Source organism: Sphingomonas rhizophila (assembly GCF_014396585.1).
GTDB classification, from domain to species: domain Bacteria; phylum Pseudomonadota; class Alphaproteobacteria; order Sphingomonadales; family Sphingomonadaceae; genus Sphingomicrobium; species Sphingomicrobium rhizophilum.
The window spans coordinates 189107-209617 of record NZ_CP060717.1 but is presented as its reverse complement, the minus strand read 5'-3'; the positions used below and the strand labels follow the sequence as shown (position 1 = coordinate 209617).

24 protein-coding genes and 1 pseudogene are annotated in these 20511 nt (G+C 57.8%); 11 read left to right on the top strand and 14 right to left on the bottom strand.

The window, feature by feature from the left end; genetic code table 11:
• Positions 1-155: 155 nt before the first annotated feature.
• Together H9L12_RS01030 and H9L12_RS01025 are read right to left on the bottom strand one after the other, a co-directional pair.
• The gene (locus tag H9L12_RS01030) at positions 156-338 is read right to left on the bottom strand and encodes a hypothetical protein (RefSeq protein ID WP_187542257.1); all 183 of its coding nucleotides are present in this window, start codon (positions 336-338) and stop codon (positions 156-158) included.
• Positions 339-346: 8 nt separating this feature from the next.
• Complete coding sequence (locus H9L12_RS01025; RefSeq protein ID WP_187542256.1) at positions 347-793, bottom strand: hypothetical protein; 447 nt, start codon at positions 791-793, stop codon at positions 347-349.
• A gap of 751 nt (positions 794-1544) precedes the next feature.
• On the opposite strand from H9L12_RS01025, the gene H9L12_RS01020 reads away from it, so the two are divergent.
• Both H9L12_RS01020 and H9L12_RS14280 read left to right on the top strand, forming a co-directional pair.
• The gene (locus H9L12_RS01020) at positions 1545-2342 is read left to right on the top strand and encodes a hypothetical protein (RefSeq protein ID WP_187542255.1); all 798 of its coding nucleotides are present in this window, start codon (positions 1545-1547) and stop codon (positions 2340-2342) included.
• Positions 2278-2439 carry a hypothetical protein gene (locus H9L12_RS14280; RefSeq protein ID WP_425506828.1) on the top strand — a complete coding sequence of 54 codons (162 nt, stop codon included), beginning with the start codon at positions 2278-2280 and terminating at the stop codon, positions 2437-2439. Before H9L12_RS01020 ends, H9L12_RS14280 begins: the two co-directional genes overlap by 65 nt.
• A 92-nt stretch (positions 2440-2531) precedes the next feature.
• Here H9L12_RS14280 and H9L12_RS01015 read toward each other — a convergent pair whose 3' ends face one another.
• Positions 2532-3110, bottom strand: coding sequence for a recombinase family protein (locus tag H9L12_RS01015; RefSeq protein ID WP_187542254.1), 579 nt, complete (start codon positions 3108-3110; stop codon positions 2532-2534).
• A gap of 190 nt (positions 3111-3300) precedes the next feature.
• On the opposite strand from H9L12_RS01015, the gene H9L12_RS01010 reads away from it, so the two are divergent.
• Positions 3301-3603 (top strand): hypothetical protein, encoded by a 303-nt coding sequence (locus H9L12_RS01010; protein WP_187542253.1) that lies wholly within the window; start codon positions 3301-3303, stop codon positions 3601-3603.
• Positions 3604-4173: 570 nt separating this feature from the next.
• A complete protein-coding gene (locus H9L12_RS01005; protein ID WP_187541152.1) occupies positions 4174-4449 on the top strand; it encodes a hypothetical protein in 276 nt (91 codons plus the stop codon).
• A gap of 127 nt (positions 4450-4576) precedes the next feature.
• On the opposite strand, the gene H9L12_RS01000 is transcribed toward H9L12_RS01005, so the two are convergent.
• The 3 genes from H9L12_RS01000 to H9L12_RS00990 all read right to left on the bottom strand — a co-directional run bounded on the left by H9L12_RS01000 (position 4577) and on the right by H9L12_RS00990 (position 8457).
• The gene (locus H9L12_RS01000; protein WP_246450756.1) at positions 4577-5959 is read right to left on the bottom strand and encodes an amidohydrolase family protein; all 1383 of its coding nucleotides are present in this window, start codon (positions 5957-5959) and stop codon (positions 4577-4579) included.
• Between the two features lie 537 nt (positions 5960-6496).
• Complete coding sequence (locus tag H9L12_RS00995) at positions 6497-7015, bottom strand: hypothetical protein (protein ID WP_187542251.1); 519 nt, start codon at positions 7013-7015, stop codon at positions 6497-6499.
• Positions 7016-8040: 1025 nt separating this feature from the next.
• On the bottom strand, positions 8041-8457 hold the full coding sequence (locus tag H9L12_RS00990) for a DUF6334 family protein (RefSeq protein WP_187542250.1): 417 nt from the start codon (positions 8455-8457) through the stop codon (positions 8041-8043).
• A gap of 128 nt (positions 8458-8585) precedes the next feature.
• Between H9L12_RS00990 and H9L12_RS00985 the strand changes: the two genes are divergently transcribed.
• Positions 8586-9023: a hypothetical protein gene (locus H9L12_RS00985; protein WP_187542249.1), complete on the top strand. Its 438-nt coding sequence runs from the start codon at positions 8586-8588 to the stop codon at positions 9021-9023.
• Positions 9024-9449: 426 nt separating this feature from the next.
• Positions 9450-9833: a hypothetical protein gene (locus H9L12_RS00980; protein ID WP_187542248.1), complete on the top strand. Its 384-nt coding sequence runs from the start codon at positions 9450-9452 to the stop codon at positions 9831-9833.
• A 31-nt stretch (positions 9834-9864) separates the two neighbouring features.
• Here the strand turns inward: H9L12_RS00980 and H9L12_RS00975 are convergent, their stop codons facing one another.
• From H9L12_RS00975 to H9L12_RS00965, 3 genes are all read right to left on the bottom strand, one after another.
• Positions 9865-10464, bottom strand: a complete 600-nt coding sequence (locus H9L12_RS00975; RefSeq protein ID WP_187542247.1) for a tyrosine-type recombinase/integrase — start codon at positions 10462-10464, stop codon at positions 9865-9867.
• Positions 10465-10643: 179 nt separating this feature from the next.
• Positions 10644-10913 (bottom strand): ubiquitin family protein, encoded by a 270-nt coding sequence (locus tag H9L12_RS00970; RefSeq protein WP_187542246.1) that lies wholly within the window; start codon positions 10911-10913, stop codon positions 10644-10646.
• Positions 10914-10996: 83 nt separating this feature from the next.
• The gene (locus H9L12_RS00965; RefSeq protein ID WP_187542245.1) at positions 10997-11380 is read right to left on the bottom strand and encodes a hypothetical protein; all 384 of its coding nucleotides are present in this window, start codon (positions 11378-11380) and stop codon (positions 10997-10999) included.
• Positions 11381-11613: 233 nt separating this feature from the next.
• On the opposite strand from H9L12_RS00965, the gene H9L12_RS00960 reads away from it, so the two are divergent.
• Positions 11614-12051: a hypothetical protein gene (locus tag H9L12_RS00960; RefSeq protein ID WP_187542244.1), complete on the top strand. Its 438-nt coding sequence runs from the start codon at positions 11614-11616 to the stop codon at positions 12049-12051.
• Here the strand turns inward: H9L12_RS00960 and H9L12_RS00955 are convergent.
• Entirely contained in the window at positions 12048-12764 is a 717-nt protein-coding gene (locus tag H9L12_RS00955) for an IS6 family transposase (protein ID WP_187542243.1), read from the bottom strand. The two genes, H9L12_RS00960 and H9L12_RS00955, sit on opposite strands and share 4 nt — an antisense overlap.
• Positions 12765-12871: 107 nt before the next feature.
• The gene (locus tag H9L12_RS00950) at positions 12872-13753 is read right to left on the bottom strand and encodes a PEPxxWA-CTERM sorting domain-containing protein (protein ID WP_246450475.1); all 882 of its coding nucleotides are present in this window, start codon (positions 13751-13753) and stop codon (positions 12872-12874) included.
• Positions 13754-14109: 356 nt separating this feature from the next.
• Between H9L12_RS00950 and H9L12_RS00945 the strand changes: the two genes are divergently transcribed.
• From H9L12_RS00945 to H9L12_RS00930, 4 genes are all read left to right on the top strand, one after another.
• Positions 14110-14400: a hypothetical protein gene (locus H9L12_RS00945; RefSeq protein WP_187542242.1), complete on the top strand. Its 291-nt coding sequence runs from the start codon at positions 14110-14112 to the stop codon at positions 14398-14400.
• Positions 14401-14493: 93 nt separating this feature from the next.
• Positions 14494-14964, top strand: coding sequence for a hypothetical protein (locus H9L12_RS00940; RefSeq protein ID WP_187542241.1), 471 nt, complete (start codon positions 14494-14496; stop codon positions 14962-14964).
• A gap of 88 nt (positions 14965-15052) precedes the next feature.
• The gene (locus tag H9L12_RS00935) at positions 15053-15508 is read left to right on the top strand and encodes a hypothetical protein (protein ID WP_187542240.1); all 456 of its coding nucleotides are present in this window, start codon (positions 15053-15055) and stop codon (positions 15506-15508) included.
• A 1344-nt stretch (positions 15509-16852) separates the two neighbouring features.
• The gene (locus H9L12_RS00930; RefSeq protein ID WP_187542239.1) at positions 16853-17710 is read left to right on the top strand and encodes a tetratricopeptide repeat protein; all 858 of its coding nucleotides are present in this window, start codon (positions 16853-16855) and stop codon (positions 17708-17710) included.
• A 126-nt stretch (positions 17711-17836) separates the two neighbouring features.
• On the opposite strand, the gene H9L12_RS00925 is transcribed toward H9L12_RS00930, so the two are convergent.
• From H9L12_RS00925 to H9L12_RS00915, 3 genes and pseudogenes are all read right to left on the bottom strand, one after another.
• A complete protein-coding gene (locus H9L12_RS00925) occupies positions 17837-18250 on the bottom strand; it encodes a hypothetical protein (protein WP_187542238.1) in 414 nt (137 codons plus the stop codon).
• Positions 18251-18866: 616 nt separating this feature from the next.
• Positions 18867-19765, bottom strand: a pseudogene (locus H9L12_RS00920) (SDR family NAD(P)-dependent oxidoreductase).
• Between the two features lie 52 nt (positions 19766-19817).
• Positions 19818-20435, bottom strand: a complete 618-nt coding sequence (locus H9L12_RS00915; protein ID WP_187543101.1) for a TetR/AcrR family transcriptional regulator — start codon at positions 20433-20435, stop codon at positions 19818-19820.
• Between the last annotated feature and the right edge of the window lie 76 nt (positions 20436-20511).

Genomic DNA, 20511 nt, shown 5'->3' with positions numbered 1-20511 from the left:
ACCGTGCCCAGGCGGCGGGTCACGGCTCGGCAAAAGTCCCTCATTCCGCCGCCGACCTTTGAACGAGACGATCACCAGCGCGAAGAGCAGGAAGAGCGCGCAAGCTGCGAAACCCCGCCAGTATTCTTTCGACAGCAGGATCGGGCGCCGGCGGCTCACATGCGCTTCTTGTAGTCGATCGACCCGAGCCACTCGCTCAGCTTCTCGGCTACCTCATCGGCCGGGCCGAGGTTCTGGCACCAGTCGTCGCGGCCGGCGATCGAGCAAATCCAGACGCAGCCCTCCTCGTCAGTGCCGTCGATCTCGAAAAGGGCGGGTTGGTCGGGAAGTTCGGTCATGACCTCGCTCAGAATTGCTTCGGAGTGCCACAAAAATTGCCGAAGTACTCCCCCTTCGACGTTCGGAGGTACTGCGCGCAAATATATCGCTCATGCTTCCGTTCGAGCGGGTCAGTGTAGGTGATCTGCCCGGCGGTTACGATCCGCTTCAAGTCCGCGTTTACGAGTGCCATTTCATCTTTCGTTGGCGCGGGATCCATTATCGCAGTGAGAGTTTCGGTTTCGGTGGGGCCAATCGTCACTCCCGTGTCAGGAGGAGGCATCATCGTGAAAATGAGAGAGGTACCTCCGACATAGAAAATTGCAGTTCGAACAGAAACTTCGGCATCGAAGATGGTAATATTGCCGACGTTCTTGATCGAAACAGTCGCCTGCGGCCTTCCATCGGGTCGAATGACAAAATGACCGACGTCGAGGGCCAGCTGCGGCCGCAGAGCAAATGGCGAAGAAGCCAATCGAATTTATGAAGGCAAAACGAGCCGCGAGCCACGCGCCACATCTCCTCAACGGGCCCGGTGTCGATTGTTGCTCTTCCTCGTCCATCATCCCCCCTGACCCGAGCGCGGCCAATCAACGCCGTGCGGAGCTATCCGTCAAGCGACCAAGCAGGGCAGGACCGTGTACGGCCGGTGTACGCAACTTCCCGGTTCGTTCCCGTTTAATGCTGCACGAAACTGCAAGGATCAGCCGCAGCAATCCAGCGCTGCAGAGAGGGAAAACTGGCGCACCCAAGAGGGGTGCAACATTCAAATGAAGTCAGCGCCTTAGAAAGGCGACCGGCTGAAATCAACCGGCAGCATGTCTCTCAAGACCTTTTGCCGATGGCTAACCCAAATTCGACTGCGGACACTTCTCCCGCACGGGAGGTCGGCATTCGCTGAGAAGGCTCGCGTCGGGGAGCTAAATACACTGGCGACGCGAAGCAACATGCCAACACCAGGGGGTTCGGTCCCATTGGCAAGCCCAGTCCGAAAGGTGGAGGGGCGACCGGCGGCGCGGAGGATAGCGTCGCAAGCAACCACCGAGCTACCGGCGACCTCTCGCCCGGCGGCGTCCTAATGCGACGGGTCGGCTCCGACTGTCATGCTGCAAGGACCGGACTGCCTTCGGCATCGGACCGATCCCTCGGTCTAGAGCCGGGGGTAGTTGTCCTGTGTCCTTGTGCTCTGGATCTCACCAACTGTCATACCGGGAAAGACTGAAAAGATGGCTCGAACGAAAAAAAACCAGGGCACTACGGCCAAGCCAATGCCAGACGTCCTTCAAGGGCTCGCGACGAAAGCGACCTCTCGACACTACAAACGGCCGGCGACGCCTGAACTTGAGATCATCATTGCGGAAGGAGGATGGACATTCAAATCGCCATTTGACCCTCAGTTCGATGAAGCTTGGGTCGCCCTCATGTTCGATGCGTTTGGCACCCGGTCGCAAGCAACGTTCAGAACCTTTATGAATCAGCTCTCGAGCCTCTGCGACACAGTCTGGAATGACGACATACAGGGGCGCCACCCTGTGCAAGATGAGCTCGTTGCGGCGGTTCAAATTGTCCGGAGTTTGCAGCCCAGAAATGAAGCAGAAGCATGCTTGGCAGCGCAAATGGTGGCGGTCCACCTCATGCAACTCAAGCTGACGGCGCAGGCACTGCGCTACAGTCACGCCGATCCAAAGTCTTGCGCGATTGCAGGCAAACTAGCCCGGACCTACGCTGCCCAAATGGAGACCTTCCTGCGGCTGCGCGGGAAGGGGAGCCGTCAGCGCATAACTGTCCGGAAATACGCTCAGCACGAACACAAACATATCCACCTGCACCAGGGGGACAATGAAAACGGGAGCCGACCCTATGGACCAAAGGCGAAGAAAGCTCCGCTTGACCAATCTGAGATCGGCGCCGCGTTGCCTAGCTCGAACGAGACGGGGAACGCCGTGCCAATGCCCAGCAATCCGGGGGCGCTCGCGTTGTCGCATCCACGGAGGCGCGAAGGGATCCGGCGGACCGAGAGGTGACGAGAATGGGGCTTATCGGCATGGCAACGAAACGAAGAAAGCGGTTAGCCTCAGGAGGCTGGCAAATCGACTACTCCGCGACTTGCAGCGAAACTGATGATTACGCCCACAGCAATGGCCGAAGTTTGAGAATATCAATCGGCATGGAGATAGATCTCAGCGCCTGCAGATGGGTTTTTACGAAAAGGACTAGGCACCTAGGCGACCAACCCTCTGAATGGCGGAACGAGTCACGCCAAATTCTTTCGCCAGTGAGCCAATCGATGTTCCGGCCGCCCGCTTTTCTAGCACGATGCGCCGCTGCTGATCTGAAAGCAGCGACGGGCGACCTAGGCGTTTGCCTTCTGCTTTGGCGCGAGTCAGTCCGGCCTGCGTGCGCTCTATAAGCAAATCCCGCTCGAACTCCGCGACGGCCGATATCACTCCCATGGTCATTTTGCCGGCGGCGCTGGTCAGGTCGACTCCTCCAAGAGCGAGGCAATGGACCCGGACGCCATCTTTCGCGAGGCGTTCCACTGTGCCCCTTACATCCATGGCGTTTCGTCCTAGTCGATCAAGCTTAGTCACGATGAGCACATCGCCTTCCTCGAGTCTGTCAACGAGCCGAGAGAAGCCCTCTCGTTCGAATGCCGCTCTCGAACCTGACACTGTTTCAGCGATGCATCTCTTCGGCTCGATCAAGAAGCCTGCTGCCTCAATCTCGCGAATCTGATTGTCGACGGTCTGATCAGCGGTGCTGACGCGGCAATAGGCAAAAACGCGCGGCATCAATCAACTCCTGTATCGAAAACGTAATCCGAAACATGTGATGTATCGAAACTGCCGTCAAGATATTTTTCGATACAAAAGGTAGATTTGTATCGAAATCGATCGTTTTCGGAGTGATCTGTCAGCTCACCTCCGGGCGTCCGATTTCGACCCATTGCGGACGCTACACGACGATCGTTAGGCTGCAGCGATGAAGAACGTTCAGATTATCGATGAGGCCATTAACAGCCGGTACGCTATCTATTCCGTCTCCGACGATGAATTTGCGAAACTCTTCCCAGGGGAGCGACAAGATATTGAGTTCGTAGAGGATGTGATCGACCGGCTCGGTGAGGAAGCGGCCGCCGCAATCCTGGAGCCGATGTGGGATCGGATGATCCCGAAGCCAGAAATTCAGGGCATTCATGGCACGCTGTTTTTCGGCCTCACTGAAAAGCGCAAATTCTACGAGAACAAGCGCGAACCGGTGATTGATTGGCGATTGGTCGACTGATTTGCTTTTCGGCCTAGCGTCCGCTTTCGACCCATTGCGGACAGTACGACTGCTCGGCATGACGCGTCTATGAGAGCGTTTGCGATCTTTCCTAAGGCCGATGTGTTTGACGGCTCAGGCAGCCTCTCAGAGACTGCCAGCGCCGCGATCGCAGCCGTTGCGCGTGTGGTTGGCGGCTGTCTAATGCAAGGCGACGAGGACAGCCTTCAAGCACATACCTGGGAGGGTCCGCTCGTCGAGCAAGGGACTCGGCCATCCGTCTCGTCGATTGCCGATCGATTCACGCTGGAAGCCCTTGTTCGACGATGCCTCGACCCGAACGACCATTTTGGGGGCGAAGTTAGATCTGCTCACAACTGTAGGATGGTCACCTTCGGTTTCGACGGTCAGGCCTTCATTTGCCTCAGACACGACGACGCTCCGCCACAGTCGCCTGAGCAGGCGCTCGTGACCATCGAGGAACATTCCGAATGGCTTACGCAGACCGATTGGTTCGACGGCCCTTGGCCGCATCGCTAGCGTCCGCTTTCGACCCATTGCGGACATTAGTGCTAACGCTAGGCTGCCCGCATGAACAAAGCATACGACAAGCTAATGCGGGAGGTCTGTGTTGGTCTGGGGTTCTGTGGAACCGTTATCGACGGCGTGCCTACGAAGGTTGAAATGTACCTTCCCGAACAAGGACCCGTTCGCGCAGAGCAGTTTGTTGATGCGGTGTTACGAGCCGAAGGATGGGACCCTAGCAGCGCAACTGCGCAAGGCTATCGCAGAAGCATCCGCAATGCCTTCGTGAAACATATGGGATCGGACGAGGTCGACGCAGGGTCCCTTCGCCAAGGCATCTAATGTCCGTTTTCCACCCATTCCCGCCGGGTCCGACTTCGACCCAGCCCCGCCGCGTCCAAGTTCGACCCATTGCGGACACTTGGCGGGCCAAAGGCCGACATGCTCGTGGCACACGGGCCTCACGAGATCACTTTCCTGCCGTCTTCGCGTGACGCTTTGCGTCGAGCAGCAGCGCGTCGAGCGACGCGCGATCATAATACATGCCACGCGCGACCACGCCTCTTATCGTCGCGAGATTGTCGATATTTGCACTTGGGTCATTCGCAAGAAGCACAATGTCCGCGCGCTCGCCAATGCTGAGTAAGGGCCTGCCGCGATTGTGGCCGGCGTAGATGCGCGGGTTTAAAGTTGCTGTTTGGAGAGCTTGGAGAGGTGACAGACCGGCTCTTACGAACAATTCTAACTCTCGATGCAGACTATAGCCTGCGAAGACCCAGATCTCGTTTGATGTATCGGTGCCTGCAAGAATTGGGACGCCGGCGTCGGCCATCGGCTTGAGGAGCGACATCTGAATGTCGAACATCCGGCGCCCGTTAGCGAGCGCCTCTGGTTCGGCTTCCTTCGCTTGTGTTTCCCAATCGGCTTGTACACCGGGACTGACGTAATCTCGCCGCGCCGGCCAAACGGCTGGAGGCTCCGAACGAACGAAGGACTCAAGTTGAACGAGCGTCGGCACTTGCCACACGTGCGCGCGAGCAAGCCGTTCCAATAGCGATCTGCAGGAGCGGACGTCAAAGTCCGCCATTTCTGAAGAAACCTCGTTCGACATCAGAATAGAGAGACTGTCGCTCTCGCGCGGATCCTCTGCGTTTTTGCGCTGAACAACGGATAGCGATCGCGGTGAACACCCCTCCGCTATCAGGGTCAAATGATCGATTAGTCGCTGTCCCGCCGCAATGGCGTCGTCCGGAGACAGTGCCAGCGGAACGTGGCCCTCGACAGGCATTCCTAGCCGTCTCGCCTCAGAGGTGAGACCCACATAGGCGCCGGGCGATAAACGGTCATAAACCTTCAGGAAATCGAAGCCTTGGCGGTGCAACTCTCGGACAAGATAACGACCACTCGTCGCATCCTCGGCGGACAGTCCAAAACTGTTTACCTGCGGAGCGCCGTCAACGACGGGAGTGCCCCAGATCACCCGTGGGGCAAGCGGATCGGTTTTCGCCTTCTCGCGTAGCGCAAGGGCTGATCCAAGATGGGAGCCGGCATCCCTGACGCCGGTAATTCCGAACGCACGGAACAATGGGTAGTGATAGGTCCAACGCCGCTCACGGTGCGAATGGACATGCATGTCCCACAGGCCTGGAATAACAAAAAGGCCTTTGCCATCGATATGCCGACCAGCCCTTCGCGCCAATGTCGGACCAACCGAGGTTATCCGATCGCCGTCGAAAGTGATGCTATGATCCGCAAATCGTGTTCCGTCCTCGACGTTTACGATCGTGACATGATCGATCGTCGTCGGTTCAGCACTTGCGGGTTGTGAGTTGGCGACCACTGCGCCAATCATCAAGGCCACTATGCAGATCTTCATAAGCTGAGCCCCCTCAGCTGCGCGAGGCAACAAGCCCCGGGAGCAATTTGTCTCTTTGTTTGTACCGCACCGACCGCTCGTCGCAAGGTTGCGCCTTGGCTCGCCCGACAATGACCGGTTTCGACCCATTGCGGACACGGGCCACAGCGAACATTGTGCTCGGGTGGCCCTGAATAATCTTAGAGGTGAAATCGTCGCGAGCGGCACGTGGCATTACGATGGCCTCTTACGGAAGCGCACCTACGTGATTGCGCGCGACTTTGACGTGCAGTGGGAGCTTTACAACGCCGAGGGCTGGACCGAACCAGGAGAAGGGCCATCGGAAGCAGGGCCGGACGGCCTCTACTATTACGTTTCAGGAACAGGGCCGTTCGCAACGGTCGCAGAAGCGAAAGCTTGGGCGGACGAGAACTGGGGACCCGTGCGCTGGGATGGTCGAGCAAAGCACATGGTCGTGAGAGTGATGAGTGCCCTTGGGATCGACTGGTAGCGTCCAACTTCGACACATCGCAGTCATGAGGCGCCGATAGGTTTGGGTTGGTCAAACGGCCGTCTTGCTGTCCATTGGGGGTTTGACGCAGAGATGGAGGACGCCCCAAGATGCTTCTCAAACGTGTCTTCGAGCCACGGGATATGTCGGGCGGCGCCTTCCCATTTCTCATCACCGTCCGCTTTCACCACCATGAGGGCAAAATCATGGGCCGAAACGATGCCTGTGTCGGGCCATAGGTCATAGACGTGCGTCATTTTTCCATCCACCAATCCGCCACACCATCCTCCATTCACACAGATGTCCCAAAGCAGCATTTGAAGAGGCGTTGGAGAGACGACGTCTACTTCGACTGCTGGATCCTCACACCAGAAGACTATTCCGTGCTCGTCGACGGAGACGTGCGAACGATCACTTGTTTCGGCGCATGAGCAGCGCACGCCAGCTTCACCCAGATGGGGAATCTCCCACTCCGCCCCAGTTGGGTAGATCGTCAGTTTGATCGGCTTGGAATGACCGTTAGCGAAGACCGATATGCGCATGAACGGCTTCTGGGCTTGAAGATCAGGGTTGGCAACGACTGGAGACTACCAATCCTGTCGCTGCTGCGTTCACCCATTCCCGCCGCGTCCGATAACGACCCATTGCGGACGCTAGTCGTCGCGAGTGTCGCGCGAAATCCTCGCAACAGCAAAACTACCGACGACCGTGACTGTGGTCGCAAAAATAAGGGCAGTGACCAGACTTACTGCGTCCCCAGATTCACCGTCTCCCACGGCATGTAGGAAGCTCCACGTTGCGCTGAAAAGTGCAGGCAGGCCCAGAAGAACGAAGCAACCTATACCGCCGAGACATCCTAGGAGTTCCGGACCGCCGAAGCCGTCATTGTAGGACCCCTCATTTCGGTACCCGCGTGGCAAACATAAATCCCCTACCATCGCGTCCATAGTCATCAGTTTGAGCGTCAGCCACCCAAACTTGCCGCGTCCGATATCGACCCATTGCGGACGCTAAACCGCTCGGGCAGTCAGCAGATCATGGACACGAGAGCCACGTTTGAAGCTCTGGCCGAGAGCTTGTCGGGTCAGCCCATTAGTCACATTTGGCGCGGCCACGGATCAGCTGTCTTTCTCGAGTTTGGCGAACTCACGGAACGAACAAAGCGAGACGGCTCTCCGGCCCAACCAATAGGAGAGCAGTCCCTTAGCGTGGAATGGAGTTGGCGGATCGAAGACGACGTCAACATTCTAAGCGGAAGCTGGAGTGAGGAGGGGCTTTGGGAGTCATCCTTCGCCCGACTTCGCGGCGGGCACGTCGAAAGCATCAGGTTGTTCGGAAGGTTGCCTGAGATTCAAGTGGCGACAGATCAGGGCCTGCGCTTCATTTCATTCGCTACCACTGACGGCCAACCACGATGGCATCTTGTCGATCGGCGTATTGAACCAGCCCGCTGGTTCTCGGTCAGGGGTGGCGAACTCCATCTTAGCGACGGAAGCGAATCCGCCTTCGCACGATAGCGACCGCCTAACACTCCAAACTTGCCGCGTCCGATTACGACCAATCGCGGTCATTCGTCGCGATGCGAGCCCAGGGGCTCCCTTGTCTGGGTCATACGATAACAAGTCAGCGAAGACCCTTCCCCTACGAACGCCCATTGAGGGTCGACTCCAGCGCAGGATAGGATGAAAGTGTCCTTGTATCCTTGTGAGTTGATGCCAACCCACGACCATCCCAACTCAAGGCCCAGCCAGTCCTGCAGAAACGGCACCGGCTTCCAATCTTCGGTCGTAAGTTCCTTGGCAGTGAGCGAAACCCACACCTGATCAGTGTCTTCATCAACGGAGATCAAGATGGTGCCATTGTCCGTGACTATCCCGATGCGCCAGTAGCCACATCCCTCCGCCGGTTCCCCCACGACGCTGCGCACCGGCTGGCCGTGCACCAACTCATAATCAAACCTGAGGCAGGTAAAGTCGTCGTCCATGCAACGTGGCTACACGCGCCAACCGCGCGGGCCAACTGCACCTTCTATCTGCCAGCTTCCCGCTATTCCGGCCCAGCGCCCGCTTTCGACCCATTGCGGACATTCGCTGCACAAAGCATGCTCCATCAATGACCGATGCAAAGCTGCTCAAGTGGGTGCCCAGTCCTGAACTGCCCGAGCGTCCGGCATCACTCATTGATCTGAACTGGCAAGCGGGACACCAGAGGCTTATTGCGACAGTTACGTATGCGACAGACCGCAGCGAAGGGGATGCGAGCGCCATCCTGATTTTCGAAGGGGCGTTTTCTTTCGCCGTGTTCGAGGAAAACATGGATTTGATTGGCGAGCATAGCGTTTTCGTGCCGCTCGAAACGCCGTATCCCTACAGTGGCAGTTGGCCATACCTTGAGGTGCTGCAGTCAACATGGGTTGAGAAGCTGACCCACGAAGGCGGTGCGTGGACACCTAGTCACTTCCGCCACTTTGTAATCACGAGCCGCAATGGGCACGTTCACATCGCGTGCCTGCAACAATGTGAACCTACCTGCGTCATCAGCATCGACTGAGTGATTGAATCCTGTTCCGCCGCTGTTCGCTTTCCACTCAAATCCACCGCGTCCGCATTCGACCCATCGCGGACGTCAGTCTTAGTCAGGCGCGTGGGCGCTGAGCAGCTTTGAAGAGCACCATCGTTATCCAGTAGGTAAGCGCCGACAGCATGGCGATGAGGCCCGGCATCGACATGAGCGGCAAAAAGAACACGACTAAGCCGACCAGGAATAATCCGATGGCGAAGCCGTCAGGTCGAAGGATTCTTCTCACCCCGGGTAGCTACAACCCGTTAGGTCCGCTTTCCACTCATTCCCGCCGCGTCTTCCCGCCGCGTCCGCTTTCGACCCATTGCGGACGTTAGGACTGGCTGCCAAGTTCAATGCGTGTCCACTTCGAAACCTCACTACGGAAAGATCGCATTAGCGATTGTATTCCCAATCGTGGCGCTGCTGGTGGCGCTGGCATTTCCGAGAGCGAGAGGTGAGGCAATCGACGCTGAAAACGTTTTTACCTTTGGTGGGCGATTGTGGATTTTGGAAGCCATCGTGTTCTGGTTGGCGATCCTTGTCTGGATTTCTGGCTATTCTCTCAAAGCAATGCGCCGCCTCGTTCGGGGCGACGTTTCGGCCTCGTCCAATTTCATTTCAGATGGGACGGGTCGGGAAATGCAGGACGTCGCGCGTTCCAAAGTGGTACGAGGCTTCCTCAGATATTCGCTGGAGAGCTTTGATCTCAACGGGCGAAGATTGTCAGTTGATCTGACATTTCTTGAGGGTCGAGGAAAAAACGTGATCAACGTGCTCCGGCCCGAGGATCCCAAATAGCCTAGCGTCCGGTTTCCACCCAAATCGGACACTAGAGTTCAAGCGCCTCGGATAGCTGCAGAGCATCATCCACTTCGACGCCTAGATAACGCACGGTGCTCTCCAGCTTCGTATGGCCAAGCAAAAGCTGACAGGCTCGAAGGTTGCCTGTCTTTCTGTAAAGCAGGCTGACCTTGGTCCGCCGCAGGCTGTGCGTTCCGTAGCCAGATGCCTCTAATCCAATCAGTCGGATCCACTGCTTGAGCAGACGAAAGTACTGGCGCGTCGAAATGTGACCACCAGGCTGCATACGGCTGGGGAACAACCAATCTCCGACACTCCCGCCACGGCGCTCCAGCCAAGCGGCCAGGGAGCGGCGCGTCTGCTCGGTGATTTCGAAATGCACCGGCCGCCCCGTCTTCTGTTGGACGACCATCCCGCGCTTCCTTGGGGCGCCGGCCGCGAACACGTCTCCAATGCGCAAGGTGACAATGTCGCAGCCCCTCAGCTTACTGTCTAAAGCAATGTCGAAGAGCGCCAGGTCGCGCACCCGGCCTTGCACCTGCAATCTGACACGGATGCCCCACACATGCATCGGCCGCAGGGGCAGCTTGGCGCCGCCGCGAATGGGTAAAGGTGTCTCGTGGTTCATGGCTGCTCCAATCGGCTGGAGCGCCTAAAATAGGCTCATCTAGGGCGGCTTGCGGTCGCTGGCTTCGCGCACCTGATGTTACGGTTTGCGAGGCTCGTGGGGTGCGAGCGGTTTCCTATGCGGCGGCCTTAAGTTTTGGGCGCCCCACCCTAGCGTCCGATTTGGGTGGAAAGCGGACGCTAGGCGAGCGGGAGCGGGCCGATCTTTTCACTGATCGCGCTGAACCACGCTTCGTCCAAACCAGCTAATGCTGTCTCCTCTGGATCAATCCCGAAATCTTTTAGTCGCTGCTTCAGCAGGAGCACTATCGAGCCGATCCCAAACAGATGCCCTTCGTCAAAGGCAACATCGACGCCCTGGCCCTGCTTTGCGTCTTCCGCAATCTTGCGAACCGGGTCGAGGATCGCTTCCAACTGCAGCAAAGTCAGACCAATTTCGTTTCTCGCCATGTGTGATGCGTTATCAGTCTGGCTAATGTCCGCAATGGGTCGATATCGGACGCAGCAAGTTCGAGCGGAACGCTGAGGTTCCCTTACTCGGCCTCATACCGCACCTGCCAAGGCCATCCGTCGTTTCTGGAAGGCACGTCTTCCTCACGGTCTTCGGCGAAGCGACCCCGCTTGAGCATAAGCTTCAGCGTCTGGTCCGCGACCGGCTCAATGCGCTGTGGCCAACCGGTGGCGATGTATTCGTCCCACGTCGCGTGACGCCGCTTGAGGTGGGGCAGCCAGTCATAGGCTTGCTTCACCAGCGCATGGACATCCGTGAGGGCTGCTCGCTCGTCTCTCGTCAACGCGTCGTTCGGATAGGGCTCTCCGTCATAGGGGAAGAAGTCGAAGAAAGTTTCAAAATGCTCATAGACATCGGACTCAGTAACTCTTGCCTGCCAGTCTGCATGACTGAGAACCTGCTCCATGAGGCGGTTCCTAAGCCGCTGATCTAGGAGGCGCTCAGAGATTGCCTCGGCGGCCAAACCACTTTGCGGCGCTGACCCCAAAAATCGCCGCAGTGCTCGCCAAAACCTAGCCATGAGTTAGATAATGCGGCGCCGCGCTAGCGTCCGCAATGGGTCGTTATCGGACGCGGCGGCAATGGGTGGGGAGCGGACCATTGGCTGGCTCGCCTCCGCGACTGTGATACGGTCGCGCGATGAAGGATGCCATCAATCAGTGGGGACAAGTGGGCGTCGTGCACCTGTGGCGCTACAAGCCTGAAAAGAGCGGCCTAAAGGGTTGGCACTTCCATGCGGACGAAGCGGGCCTGAAGTGCACGATTGGGTTGGTGGAGCTCCTCGGCGCAGCTACCTACCCAGCGAAGCGCACACTCAACCTGACGAAGCCTTCCGAGCGGACGGTTAACGGCCCGTTTTCGCCTTTGGGCGGGCGCAAGATCATTGCGCCTGTTTCGTTGCAACTTTCCACTGATGGTCACGACACCAAGGACTTGTGGCAGTTGGAAGAGGAGGGTGAGCGCGTAAAGCTGCACCTTGGTCGACAGGCGCTTGCGGAACTGTTGGGCGGGTGCTGTCAGACTAAGTCGCACAATTCTCCGATTGCGCGCAGTTCTGTCTTTGAGGCGCGTGCCTAGCCCGCAAGCTGCCGCCACTCGGCCAGGGCGGCAGAGCGGAGTGCCTTGTAGGTCTGTCTGTCGACGAGGTGGCGTTCGGAGTTGAAGTGGTTGTGGACGTTGGCATGGACGGATGCGAACTTCTGAAGTGTCTTCATTCGCCGGAACCTGAGCATCGATCGCTCGCGTCTTCGGAAGCTCAAGTGACTGTTCTCCACCCGGTTGTTGGCCCAGCGTCCGACCTCCTGTTTGTCCCGGTTGCCGAGCTCGGTCATCGCTGCCTTGTAGGAGCGCAGGCCGTCGGTGGTGATCGCTTCCGGTGACCCGTGGCGCTTAAGCGCCTTCTTCATGAACTTCAGTGCCGCCGCCTTGTCCCGCTCCTTGGTGACGAAGCTCTCGAGGATCTCGCCCTCGTGGTCGACGGCGCGCCACAGGTAGCGCATCTCGCCGTTCACCTTCACGTACATCTCGTCGAGGTGCCAGCGCCACTGGCGCATCCCGCGCATCGCGCTCACCCGCTGCCGGCGAATGTCCGCGGCGAACATCGGCCCGAACCTGTTCCACCAGTGGCGCACGGTCTCGTAGCTGACGTCGATGCCGCGCTCGGCCAGCAGGTCCTCGACGTTGCGCAAGCTAAGCGGGTATTTGACGTACAGCATCACCGCCAAGCGGATGATCTCGGGCGAGCTGTTGAAATAGCGGAACGGGCTGGCAGGTTTGCGTGGTCGGGGCATGGCAGCGCCCTACCCTGCGATCCTTACTCAGAGGTGCATTTGGTCTGACAGAGCCCCTTTAACCACTAGAATGGCTCAGCCTAGCCGAATCAAGATCTGAAGCTTGCTTAGGCTAGTTCCGGGCTCGCGTTGTTGCGCGACTTCCGCCTCAGGCTCGCGCCGATCGCTCCAAATCCAATGAGCATCATTGCCCAAGTGCCAGGTTCTGGGACGGGCTCGCCGTGAGGGACGAAAGAAAATGTCAGAGTGTAGAGGATCCGATTGCCGCATTGGCCGAAGGTGTAAAAGCAACTGAGCTGGCGAGCCTGAACTCCGTCCCTTGTAGTGAAGATCAGGTCGCCCCCAGCCAGGCCGCCATCGTCATTTATCCCGTAGTCGTAATTGGGAAAAGGGTTGTTGGTCAGGTCGGTCTGGTAAAGGGCCGGGTTCATCGCAAAGCTAAATTGCGCGTCCACGACCGCCACACCTAGCGTGTAGGGGGCCAGTGTAGCACTGCCCTCCCCGAGGAGGTCGAACTTGAAGTTCTCCTGCCTGACAAAATTTGAATTGTGAACGTCAAGGTTGGTTGGACTGACCAATTGCCACTGGATCGTCTCAGAGGTGCTGCCATCAGCAGGAGGCACGTAATCGAACCATCTCGTCGCGTGCACATCGACGTCTAGCTTTACTGCGGTGAGTTGCCCAATGGCTGGATCAAAGCGGAAAAACGCTCCTTCCCATGCAGCTGTAAATTGGTTCGTATGAACGACCATCTCACCGGCAATCGACGGAGTTGCAGGTACGACTAAAGCGGCCAACCCCAGCTGGGCTAAAAAGCGACGCATATCATTCCCCCTGACGCAACGACTCGGCGGTTCATTCTCATTAATTTTTTGGTTAATGCAAATTGCGTTTTGCTGCGAAGCGAGGCGAGCTTGCCGGACATTGATCGAGTGAGTAACGAGCCGCCTGTCATCCCGTTCGCTGTCCTCCTCGCCGCCCGTGGTCATGGTGGCGCCGAAGGAGACTAGCCGCCATTTCGGGAAAGCAGCGGCTGCATTCATTCGTCGCCGAGCAGAGGGCTGACAATTGAATTCCGGATGAATTCCGGATCGACGACCTGCGTCTTTGGTAATGGCTAACGTCCGACTTCGACCCATTGCGGACATTAGCTCCGCGATCAGTTGCCCATGATCTGAGGCATCGGCATACTCTGCGGGATGGAGATTTTTAAGGAGAAGCTTCCGGCCGGATTGAGCTTTGCACTCAAGCCCTCGCTCCTTGACGAAAGTGTCCGTCGCGCTGGTGTCATGCTGCCGGTTTCACTGCATCAACGGCATAAGGGGGGATTGGGGATGAGCCTGCGTTGAGTGGTTCCTATCATCCGCCGGGTTCATTCCTGGGGCGCGAGACGGGCAGGTTTTCAGTGCGATCTTGCGCTGTTTCATCAGAAGAAAAGGAAAGAGCGCAGGTTTTTGCTCATTCGACATTCTTACCAGCGCTAATCGGCTGGATGAAGTCCGTTGAAGGCCTTCCACAAGATTCGACCATCAAGCGCGAGGAGCAGATCTTCACTTGCGCCAATTCACCGCGCGCCCTGAACGCACGATCGATTGGAAGCATTGCGAAGGGCAAGCGTCGACGTAAAATTGCTTAGCTGACTCCTGCGGGACGCCCACCTTCCGCCCTCATGTACCGCGTCCACCTTCGACCCATTGCGGACGTTGTGCTTGGGTGCGATCACCGGCGCATGGAATACGACCTGCAACGGCCGCCTATTAGCATCGCATTTCGGGCTGCACCCTTGTTTTTCGGAACCGTTCTGTTCGGGGCGTGTGCAGCTTGGATTGCACTTGGACCGCAAACTGACGGGCCTGTCGGAGCAATCGTTGGCGGTCGAGGGAGGATGACTTTGCTTGGCGTGTCGGCAGCGGCCGGCGCATTGATTCTGAGTGCATGGTTCGCGTTCTACGCGGTCAGGTCGGCGATCGGGCGACCGGCACTTGTCGCTGACGATGCTGAGCTTCGGGTGCGAACCATTCCGTTCAAAACATACCCGCTCTCGCAACTCGCAGATATTAGGATCGAGGGTGACAGCCTCATGATCGTGCCGAGACATGGTAAGGCGAGAAAAATCAGGCTGGCGCTGTTGGCCGACTGCGACGACGCGCTTCTTCGCATCCGAGAACTATTGGCCAAAGAGCAGGAGCGGAAAAGCTGAGACGAGTACGTAGCGTCCGCTTTCCACCCTCTTCTGCCGCGTCCGATAACGACCCATTGCGGACATTAGCCTCGCAGCAGATAACGCCATGATGGTGGTCTTTCGGTTTATCATTGCGCCTCTGCTTATCCAGACCGTTGGCTCATGCGGCGAGCCGCCCGCTTCTCGTAATGACCTCCCGGATGGCTTCACACCGAAAATGGTCGAACACTACGAGCGCATCACGAGCCATAGAAAGCCGAGTGTGGAGCTCATTGATGCCGTGGAAGCTCAAGTCGCTCGAGACCGGTGCGTGGGAGATTTGAAACGGTGGGAGCGGCTCTACTCCTTCGGTTTGGATGATAGACGCGAGGTCGATGAGACCAAGGTACTATTTCACTACAGGCAGGCCGGAGTTTACGGATTTAAGGCGGGTAGAAAGGTCACAAAGCCTGCGGAGTGGGTGAACCCTGATGACCGCGATTACGCTCTAGCATTCGGCTCTTTTGACAGACAGTCAGGCAACCTGGTCATCGACTTTTGCGGACAAAACCTGCCGAGCTGATGTCCGCTTTCCACCCATTCTCGCCGCGTCCGCGTTCGACCCATTTCGGTCATTAGCCAACGCACAATAATAGCGGCGATGGGCAACCCTGAAAGCATCCTCACCGCCGCGCACAAGCACTGTGGCCGCCATCGAGATGAAATAAGGCGGAGTGCGGTGTGCGGCTGCTTCCATTGCTGCGAGACGTGCGCTCCGGCCGAGATTGAAGACTGGTGCGACAATGAAGATACGGCTCTGTGTCCAAACTGCAGGATTGATTCCATTATTGGCTCTGCATCAGGGTTCCCAGTTGCCGAACGGCCTTTCCTTGAATCGACGCGCGACCTCAACTTTCCGTACTTATCTATGCCGGTTTTCGACCCTTTCGTGCTCTCAGGCGGGGTCACTTACGCCTTTCCATTGACGACCGAGACTGACGACTTAACGTCGTGACTATGGCAATGTCAGCTGCAGAGGGTTGGGACCATCTCCGGCAAACGTTTGCTGATCAATTCGAACAAGACGGGGCGAGTTTCATCTACCGCCGATCCCAAAAGGGAAAAGCGATTAGGGTCACCGCGGACGAACGGCGCAAGTTTGTCGACGAGTTCGACCAAAGTCTTCGCAGTGCAAGATGGATAATTTACGGCGGGCTAGGCGTGGTCTTCGCCTGCCTCCTTGGAATGTCGCTGCTCAAAGTCCTCGACTTGTCCCAAGCCACCGTCTTCATCGCCGTCGCCTTGGTGATGGTCCCATATTTGGCCTACTACCGATGGGCATGGGCTGCGCCTTCCCGTGAGCTTGGGAGCCGCACTCCCATTGCTGGTGAACGCCCGGCAGACGAAGTTCGCCGTTTGCGCTTCGAACGCATGACATATGGGCAGATTGCGACTGCAGCTTTCGGCGGGCTGATGATCCCGTTCATCGGAACCTCTCGCCAAGACGTCTTTTCGGGATGGAACCGGCTTTGGCTCGTCTTTGGGGCGGGCTCGTATTGTTCGCGGCTGTTCAGGCATTTCGAAAGTGGCGGTTCGCACAAGAGGATGCATCCAGGAGCGCATTCCCGCGTCAAACTGGCCGGGGAAACTTGGAACCACTCGAGCGGTCCAGGCCGACCAAAAAGTGGTACTGGCAGTATCTTACTCTCGCGGCGATCGTCGCCGGGATTGCGTTCATCGCCTACACTCCTGCAGGGAAGCAGCTGGCGAAACAGCCAAGCTTCTTTGCGGCTCTACTGTTTGGCTTTGCTTGCTGGTCCTTGTTTACGGTGGCTCAGGGCTTCTTGAAGGGCGAGATCGAGCCTTTCGTACGCGGATTTAACAACACATACGAACGGGGGCGCAGCCAAAGCGATTTTGGGCGTCCATGGCATGGAATGGTGTCCTTGGCGGCGTTTGCCTTTCAGTTGCGTTTGAGACGGCCCGTGACGCGGCGACGCAACCCCTACGAGACCGGTGTTTCAATGACGAGAGGAAGCACAAGCCCCAAGAAGTCATCCCAGCCTGCAGCGAACTGCTTCTAGAAAAGACATCGCTCGGCGGATGGTCTCGCGCCGACGTGTTCTTGGTTCGGGGCATCGCGCACGCTGACCTAGGACGTCCCAAGGCAGCAATCGCCGACTACACGGCGGCCCTTCGGCTGCAACCGAACTATCCCGAAGCCTATTACGACCGAGCCCTCGCCTACGAGCAGACGGGCAAAATGTCGGCGGCTCTGCGCGACTACGGAAGCGCTATTTCGCAAAATTCAAAAGACGCCGATTCCTATTTCCGTCGCGGATTAATCTATTTGAATACGCGGAGCTTCGACGAAGCGATCAGCGATTTCACCCGATCTCATGACCTTGATCCAAAAGATGAATGGCCGCTGGCCAACAGGGGACTCGCTTACGCATGGAAAAAGGACACTGTGCACGCGAAACAAGATTTCGCCGCCGTTCGCGCCATTGACCCTCAGAACAGGGTTCTGGTCCATGGCGAAGGGTTGCTGCTTCTGCTTGCGAACGATCTAAATGCAGCGGTGGATCACTTTTCCAAGGCACTGACCCGCGACCCGTCCGACGCCTGGTCGTTGCAAATGCGAGCGGATGCCTATCAACGTATGGGCGACTTGACGAATGCTCGGGAGGACAGGGCTGAGCTGTTGCAGCTTCTGAAAAAACAAGCGAAGCCCTTAGAAGATAACTTGTCGGCCGTTAGATTGGTGCCGGCATCTTCAATCTAGCCATTCTCGGTGCGTGTGCACTCAATTTACCGCTAAGATCGCTGGCGTCCGGTCTCGACCCGTTCCGGACTTTAGGGTGGCCGGGGCACAGCCACTGAAAGCCCGGCGCTCAAACTAGTGTAGGGGCTAACAGGGAAGCCGATCGAATATCAGGTCTTGGCCTTGATACTGCAGGATGCGAATGCGTTGCGCAGTAGGTTTGTAATACCTCACATTCACGATATCTCGGCCGTGCCCGTCATCTACTTCAAGTCGATCGTTCGGCGTCGGAACGACTTTGAAGGGCGGATCGAACAGGCCAAAATAGCTGAGCTTATCTTTTGAAAAGCTCGCCCGACCCCGAACAAGCCTATTCTCCTGAGACGCTCGGAAGCTGTCTTTGCCAATTTGCAAGCGGATGTCTCCTCGAACGAAACAACCCGACAATTTTTCGTTCTCCTGCAAACGGACTGACTTTGGGTATCCAAGCATAAGGGCAGCAATCAGCGCGCAGATAAAAATATAGGTAAGAACCCTGTCTACGGCAGGCGGGATCTGCATGAAAGGCAGGTCTAAGGGCATACGGGCATATAATCGACGCTAGCGTCCGCTTTCCATCCATATCCGCCGCGTCCGATTTCGACCCATTGCGGACGCTAGTCGTCGTGAGTGTCGCGCGAAATCCTCGCGACAGCAAAACTACCAACGACCGTGACTGCGGTCGCGAAAATAAGGGCAGTAACGAGACTTAATGCGTTCCCAGATTTGCCGTCTCCCCCGGCATGTAGGAAGCCCCACGTCGCGCTGAAAATTGCAGGCAAGCCCAGAAAGAGGAAGCAACCTATACCGCCGAGACATCCCAGGAGCTCCGGACCGCCGAAGCCGTCATTGTAGGACCCCTCATTTCGGTAACCGCGTGGCACAGATAAATCCCCTACCATTGCGTCCATCGTCAGCGGTTTGATCGCCTGCTATCCAAACTTGCCGCGTCCGCTTTCGACCCAAAGCGGACACTAGCTGCACGCTACTTCTACGGTGTGAGGTACGCAGGTTGGACCCTACGTGGGCAACGGAATCCCATATGCGCACCGAGATCGCTTAGGCTAGCTCGAAGCGACCGCGCTAAGGCGACGAAATGCAATAGCCTCCTCGCTGGTAGAGGATGGCTTTCGGAAGATCAGGTTGCGCTGGTTCGATCCACAGCGACCGTCGAACTTCCCAACCCGGCGCTTTGGAGTTCGAGTTCGGCTTGCTTGAAACCGTAAGCGGGGATCAGCTCGCCCTGACGATCGGAAATGGCGTCCAGCTTCGCGAACACTTCCTCGCCGTCATCGCGGCCAATGTACTTTCCCTTGGTCAAAGTGATGTTTGCCTTCGCGAAATGTCCAGCGCCTGCACAGAGAATGAAACGAGTTGGCGCGTCCTCCGTCAGAAGCGCGAGGAGGCCGGGGCTGACCAGCGAGGGTCGAGCGCTTCCAGCGTCTCGGTTGTCAGGACGTCGGCCGTCATTTGCGTCGCCGCCGTCGGCGCCAAGCAATTTACCCGGATGTTGTACTTCTCACCTTCGATTCCGAGCGTTTGCATCAGGCCGACTAACGCCATCTTAGCGGCGCCGTAGTTGGCCTGCCCGAAATTGCCGTAGAGGCCCGACGATGAGGTCGTCATAACGATCCGACCGTAGCGCTGCGCAATCATTTGCGCCCAGACGGCCTTGGAGAAGATTGCCGCGCCCATCAGGTGAACGTCGACCACCGTCCGGAAATCCTCGATGCTCATCTTCGCGAAGCTCTTGTCGCGAAGGATACCGGCATTGTTGATCAGGAGGTCGACGCCGCCCCAATCGTCGATCGCCCTTTGGACGACGCGCTCCACCGCCGCCTCGTCGGTCACCGAGCCGACGCCGGCCATGGCGGTGCCGCCCGCTGAACGAATTTCGTCGACCACCGCCGCGACTGCATCTTCGGAGAGGTCGTTGACGACGACCTGAGCGCCCTGCCCGGCGAGACAAAGAGCGTGCGAACGACCTAACCCGCCACCAGCCCCGGTTACGATTGCCACGCGATGTTCAAGCTTCATGGAAAATGCCTCCAGCCCTCTGGGCCTGTCGAATTTGGGGAGATGGTGAGCGCTATTTCTGTCCGCAGATCCCGAGGAAACCGGCAGCCATGAAAGAGGCCATTCGCTTTTTGACGGCGATGAAATCGTCCGACTTGCAGCGACCGCCCGACAGCTTGTCGATGCGGCCGGTCCGCGCCAGCGTCAGCATCAGGGCGCCGGTGACGAAGTGGTATCCCCAGAAGATATTCTCTTCGCTGCAGTCGGGCAGGGACCGTTTGAGCAGGCCGATCAGGCGAAGCACGACCGGGTCGAAATGCTCGTCCATCAGCTCCGCGCCCCATTCCGGCGTGTTGGCAACCTGCGCGCCGAGCGCGGCGTAATTTTTCCAGCTTTCCCCGCCCTCGATGTAGAGGTCGAGGTCAGTGTCGAGGAACGCACGCAATGCCCCCTCGACCGTCGGCTTGCCGCCGCATTCGGCCTCATATTCGTCAAGTGCGCGCATCCGGCGCTCGCTTGTGACCACGGCTCGCCGCGCGAACACCGCGTCAAACAGGCTCTTCTTGTCGTTGAAATAATAGTTGAGCAGCGTGTGATGAACGCTCGCCCGCTTGGCGACGTCCTTCAGGGTCACGCCGTGCAGGCCATGCTTCGAAAACAGAAACTCCGCCTCGTCGAGGATCTGCTCCATGGTCTCGGCGCGTTGCTCCGCCTTGGTCGCGCGGCGCCGCGCGGCCTGCTCGCGCTTCGCGACACCGGCGGTGGAG

Bases quoted from the DNA above. Each gene is read 5' to 3' on its own strand.
- H9L12_RS01030 (WP_187542257.1), bottom strand. From the start codon at position 338: ATGACCGAACTTCCCGACCAACCCGCCCTTTTCGAGATCGACGGCACT.
- H9L12_RS01020 (WP_187542255.1), top strand. From the start codon at position 1,545: ATGGCTCGAACGAAAAAAAACCAGGGCACTACGGCCAAGCCAATGCCA.
- H9L12_RS01015 (WP_187542254.1), bottom strand. From the start codon at position 3,110: ATGCCGCGCGTTTTTGCCTATTGCCGCGTCAGCACCGCTGATCAGACC.
- H9L12_RS01010 (WP_187542253.1), top strand. From the start codon at position 3,301: ATGAAGAACGTTCAGATTATCGATGAGGCCATTAACAGCCGGTACGCT.
- H9L12_RS01005 (WP_187541152.1), top strand. From the start codon at position 4,174: ATGAACAAAGCATACGACAAGCTAATGCGGGAGGTCTGTGTTGGTCTG.
- H9L12_RS01000 (WP_246450756.1), bottom strand. From the start codon at position 5,959: ATGATTGGCGCAGTGGTCGCCAACTCACAACCCGCAAGTGCTGAACCG.
- H9L12_RS00995 (WP_187542251.1), bottom strand. From the start codon at position 7,015: ATGCGCATATCGGTCTTCGCTAACGGTCATTCCAAGCCGATCAAACTG.
- H9L12_RS00990 (WP_187542250.1), bottom strand. From the start codon at position 8,457: ATGGACGACGACTTTACCTGCCTCAGGTTTGATTATGAGTTGGTGCAC.
- H9L12_RS00985 (WP_187542249.1), top strand. From the start codon at position 8,586: ATGACCGATGCAAAGCTGCTCAAGTGGGTGCCCAGTCCTGAACTGCCC.
- H9L12_RS00975 (WP_187542247.1), bottom strand. From the start codon at position 10,464: ATGAACCACGAGACACCTTTACCCATTCGCGGCGGCGCCAAGCTGCCC.
- H9L12_RS00970 (WP_187542246.1), bottom strand. From the start codon at position 10,913: ATGGCGAGAAACGAAATTGGTCTGACTTTGCTGCAGTTGGAAGCGATC.
- H9L12_RS00965 (WP_187542245.1), bottom strand. From the start codon at position 11,380: ATGGAGCAGGTTCTCAGTCATGCAGACTGGCAGGCAAGAGTTACTGAG.
- H9L12_RS00960 (WP_187542244.1), top strand. From the start codon at position 11,614: ATGAAGGATGCCATCAATCAGTGGGGACAAGTGGGCGTCGTGCACCTG.
- H9L12_RS00955 (WP_187542243.1), bottom strand. From the start codon at position 12,764: ATGCCCCGACCACGCAAACCTGCCAGCCCGTTCCGCTATTTCAACAGC.
- H9L12_RS00950 (WP_246450475.1), bottom strand. From the start codon at position 13,753: ATGACCACGGGCGGCGAGGAGGACAGCGAACGGGATGACAGGCGGCTC.
- H9L12_RS00940 (WP_187542241.1), top strand. From the start codon at position 14,494: ATGGAATACGACCTGCAACGGCCGCCTATTAGCATCGCATTTCGGGCT.
- H9L12_RS00935 (WP_187542240.1), top strand. From the start codon at position 15,053: ATGATGGTGGTCTTTCGGTTTATCATTGCGCCTCTGCTTATCCAGACC.
- H9L12_RS00930 (WP_187542239.1), top strand. From the start codon at position 16,853: ATGGCATGGAATGGTGTCCTTGGCGGCGTTTGCCTTTCAGTTGCGTTT.
- H9L12_RS00925 (WP_187542238.1), bottom strand. From the start codon at position 18,250: ATGCAGATCCCGCCTGCCGTAGACAGGGTTCTTACCTATATTTTTATC.
- H9L12_RS00915 (WP_187543101.1), bottom strand. From the start codon at position 20,435: ATGGAGCAGATCCTCGACGAGGCGGAGTTTCTGTTTTCGAAGCATGGC.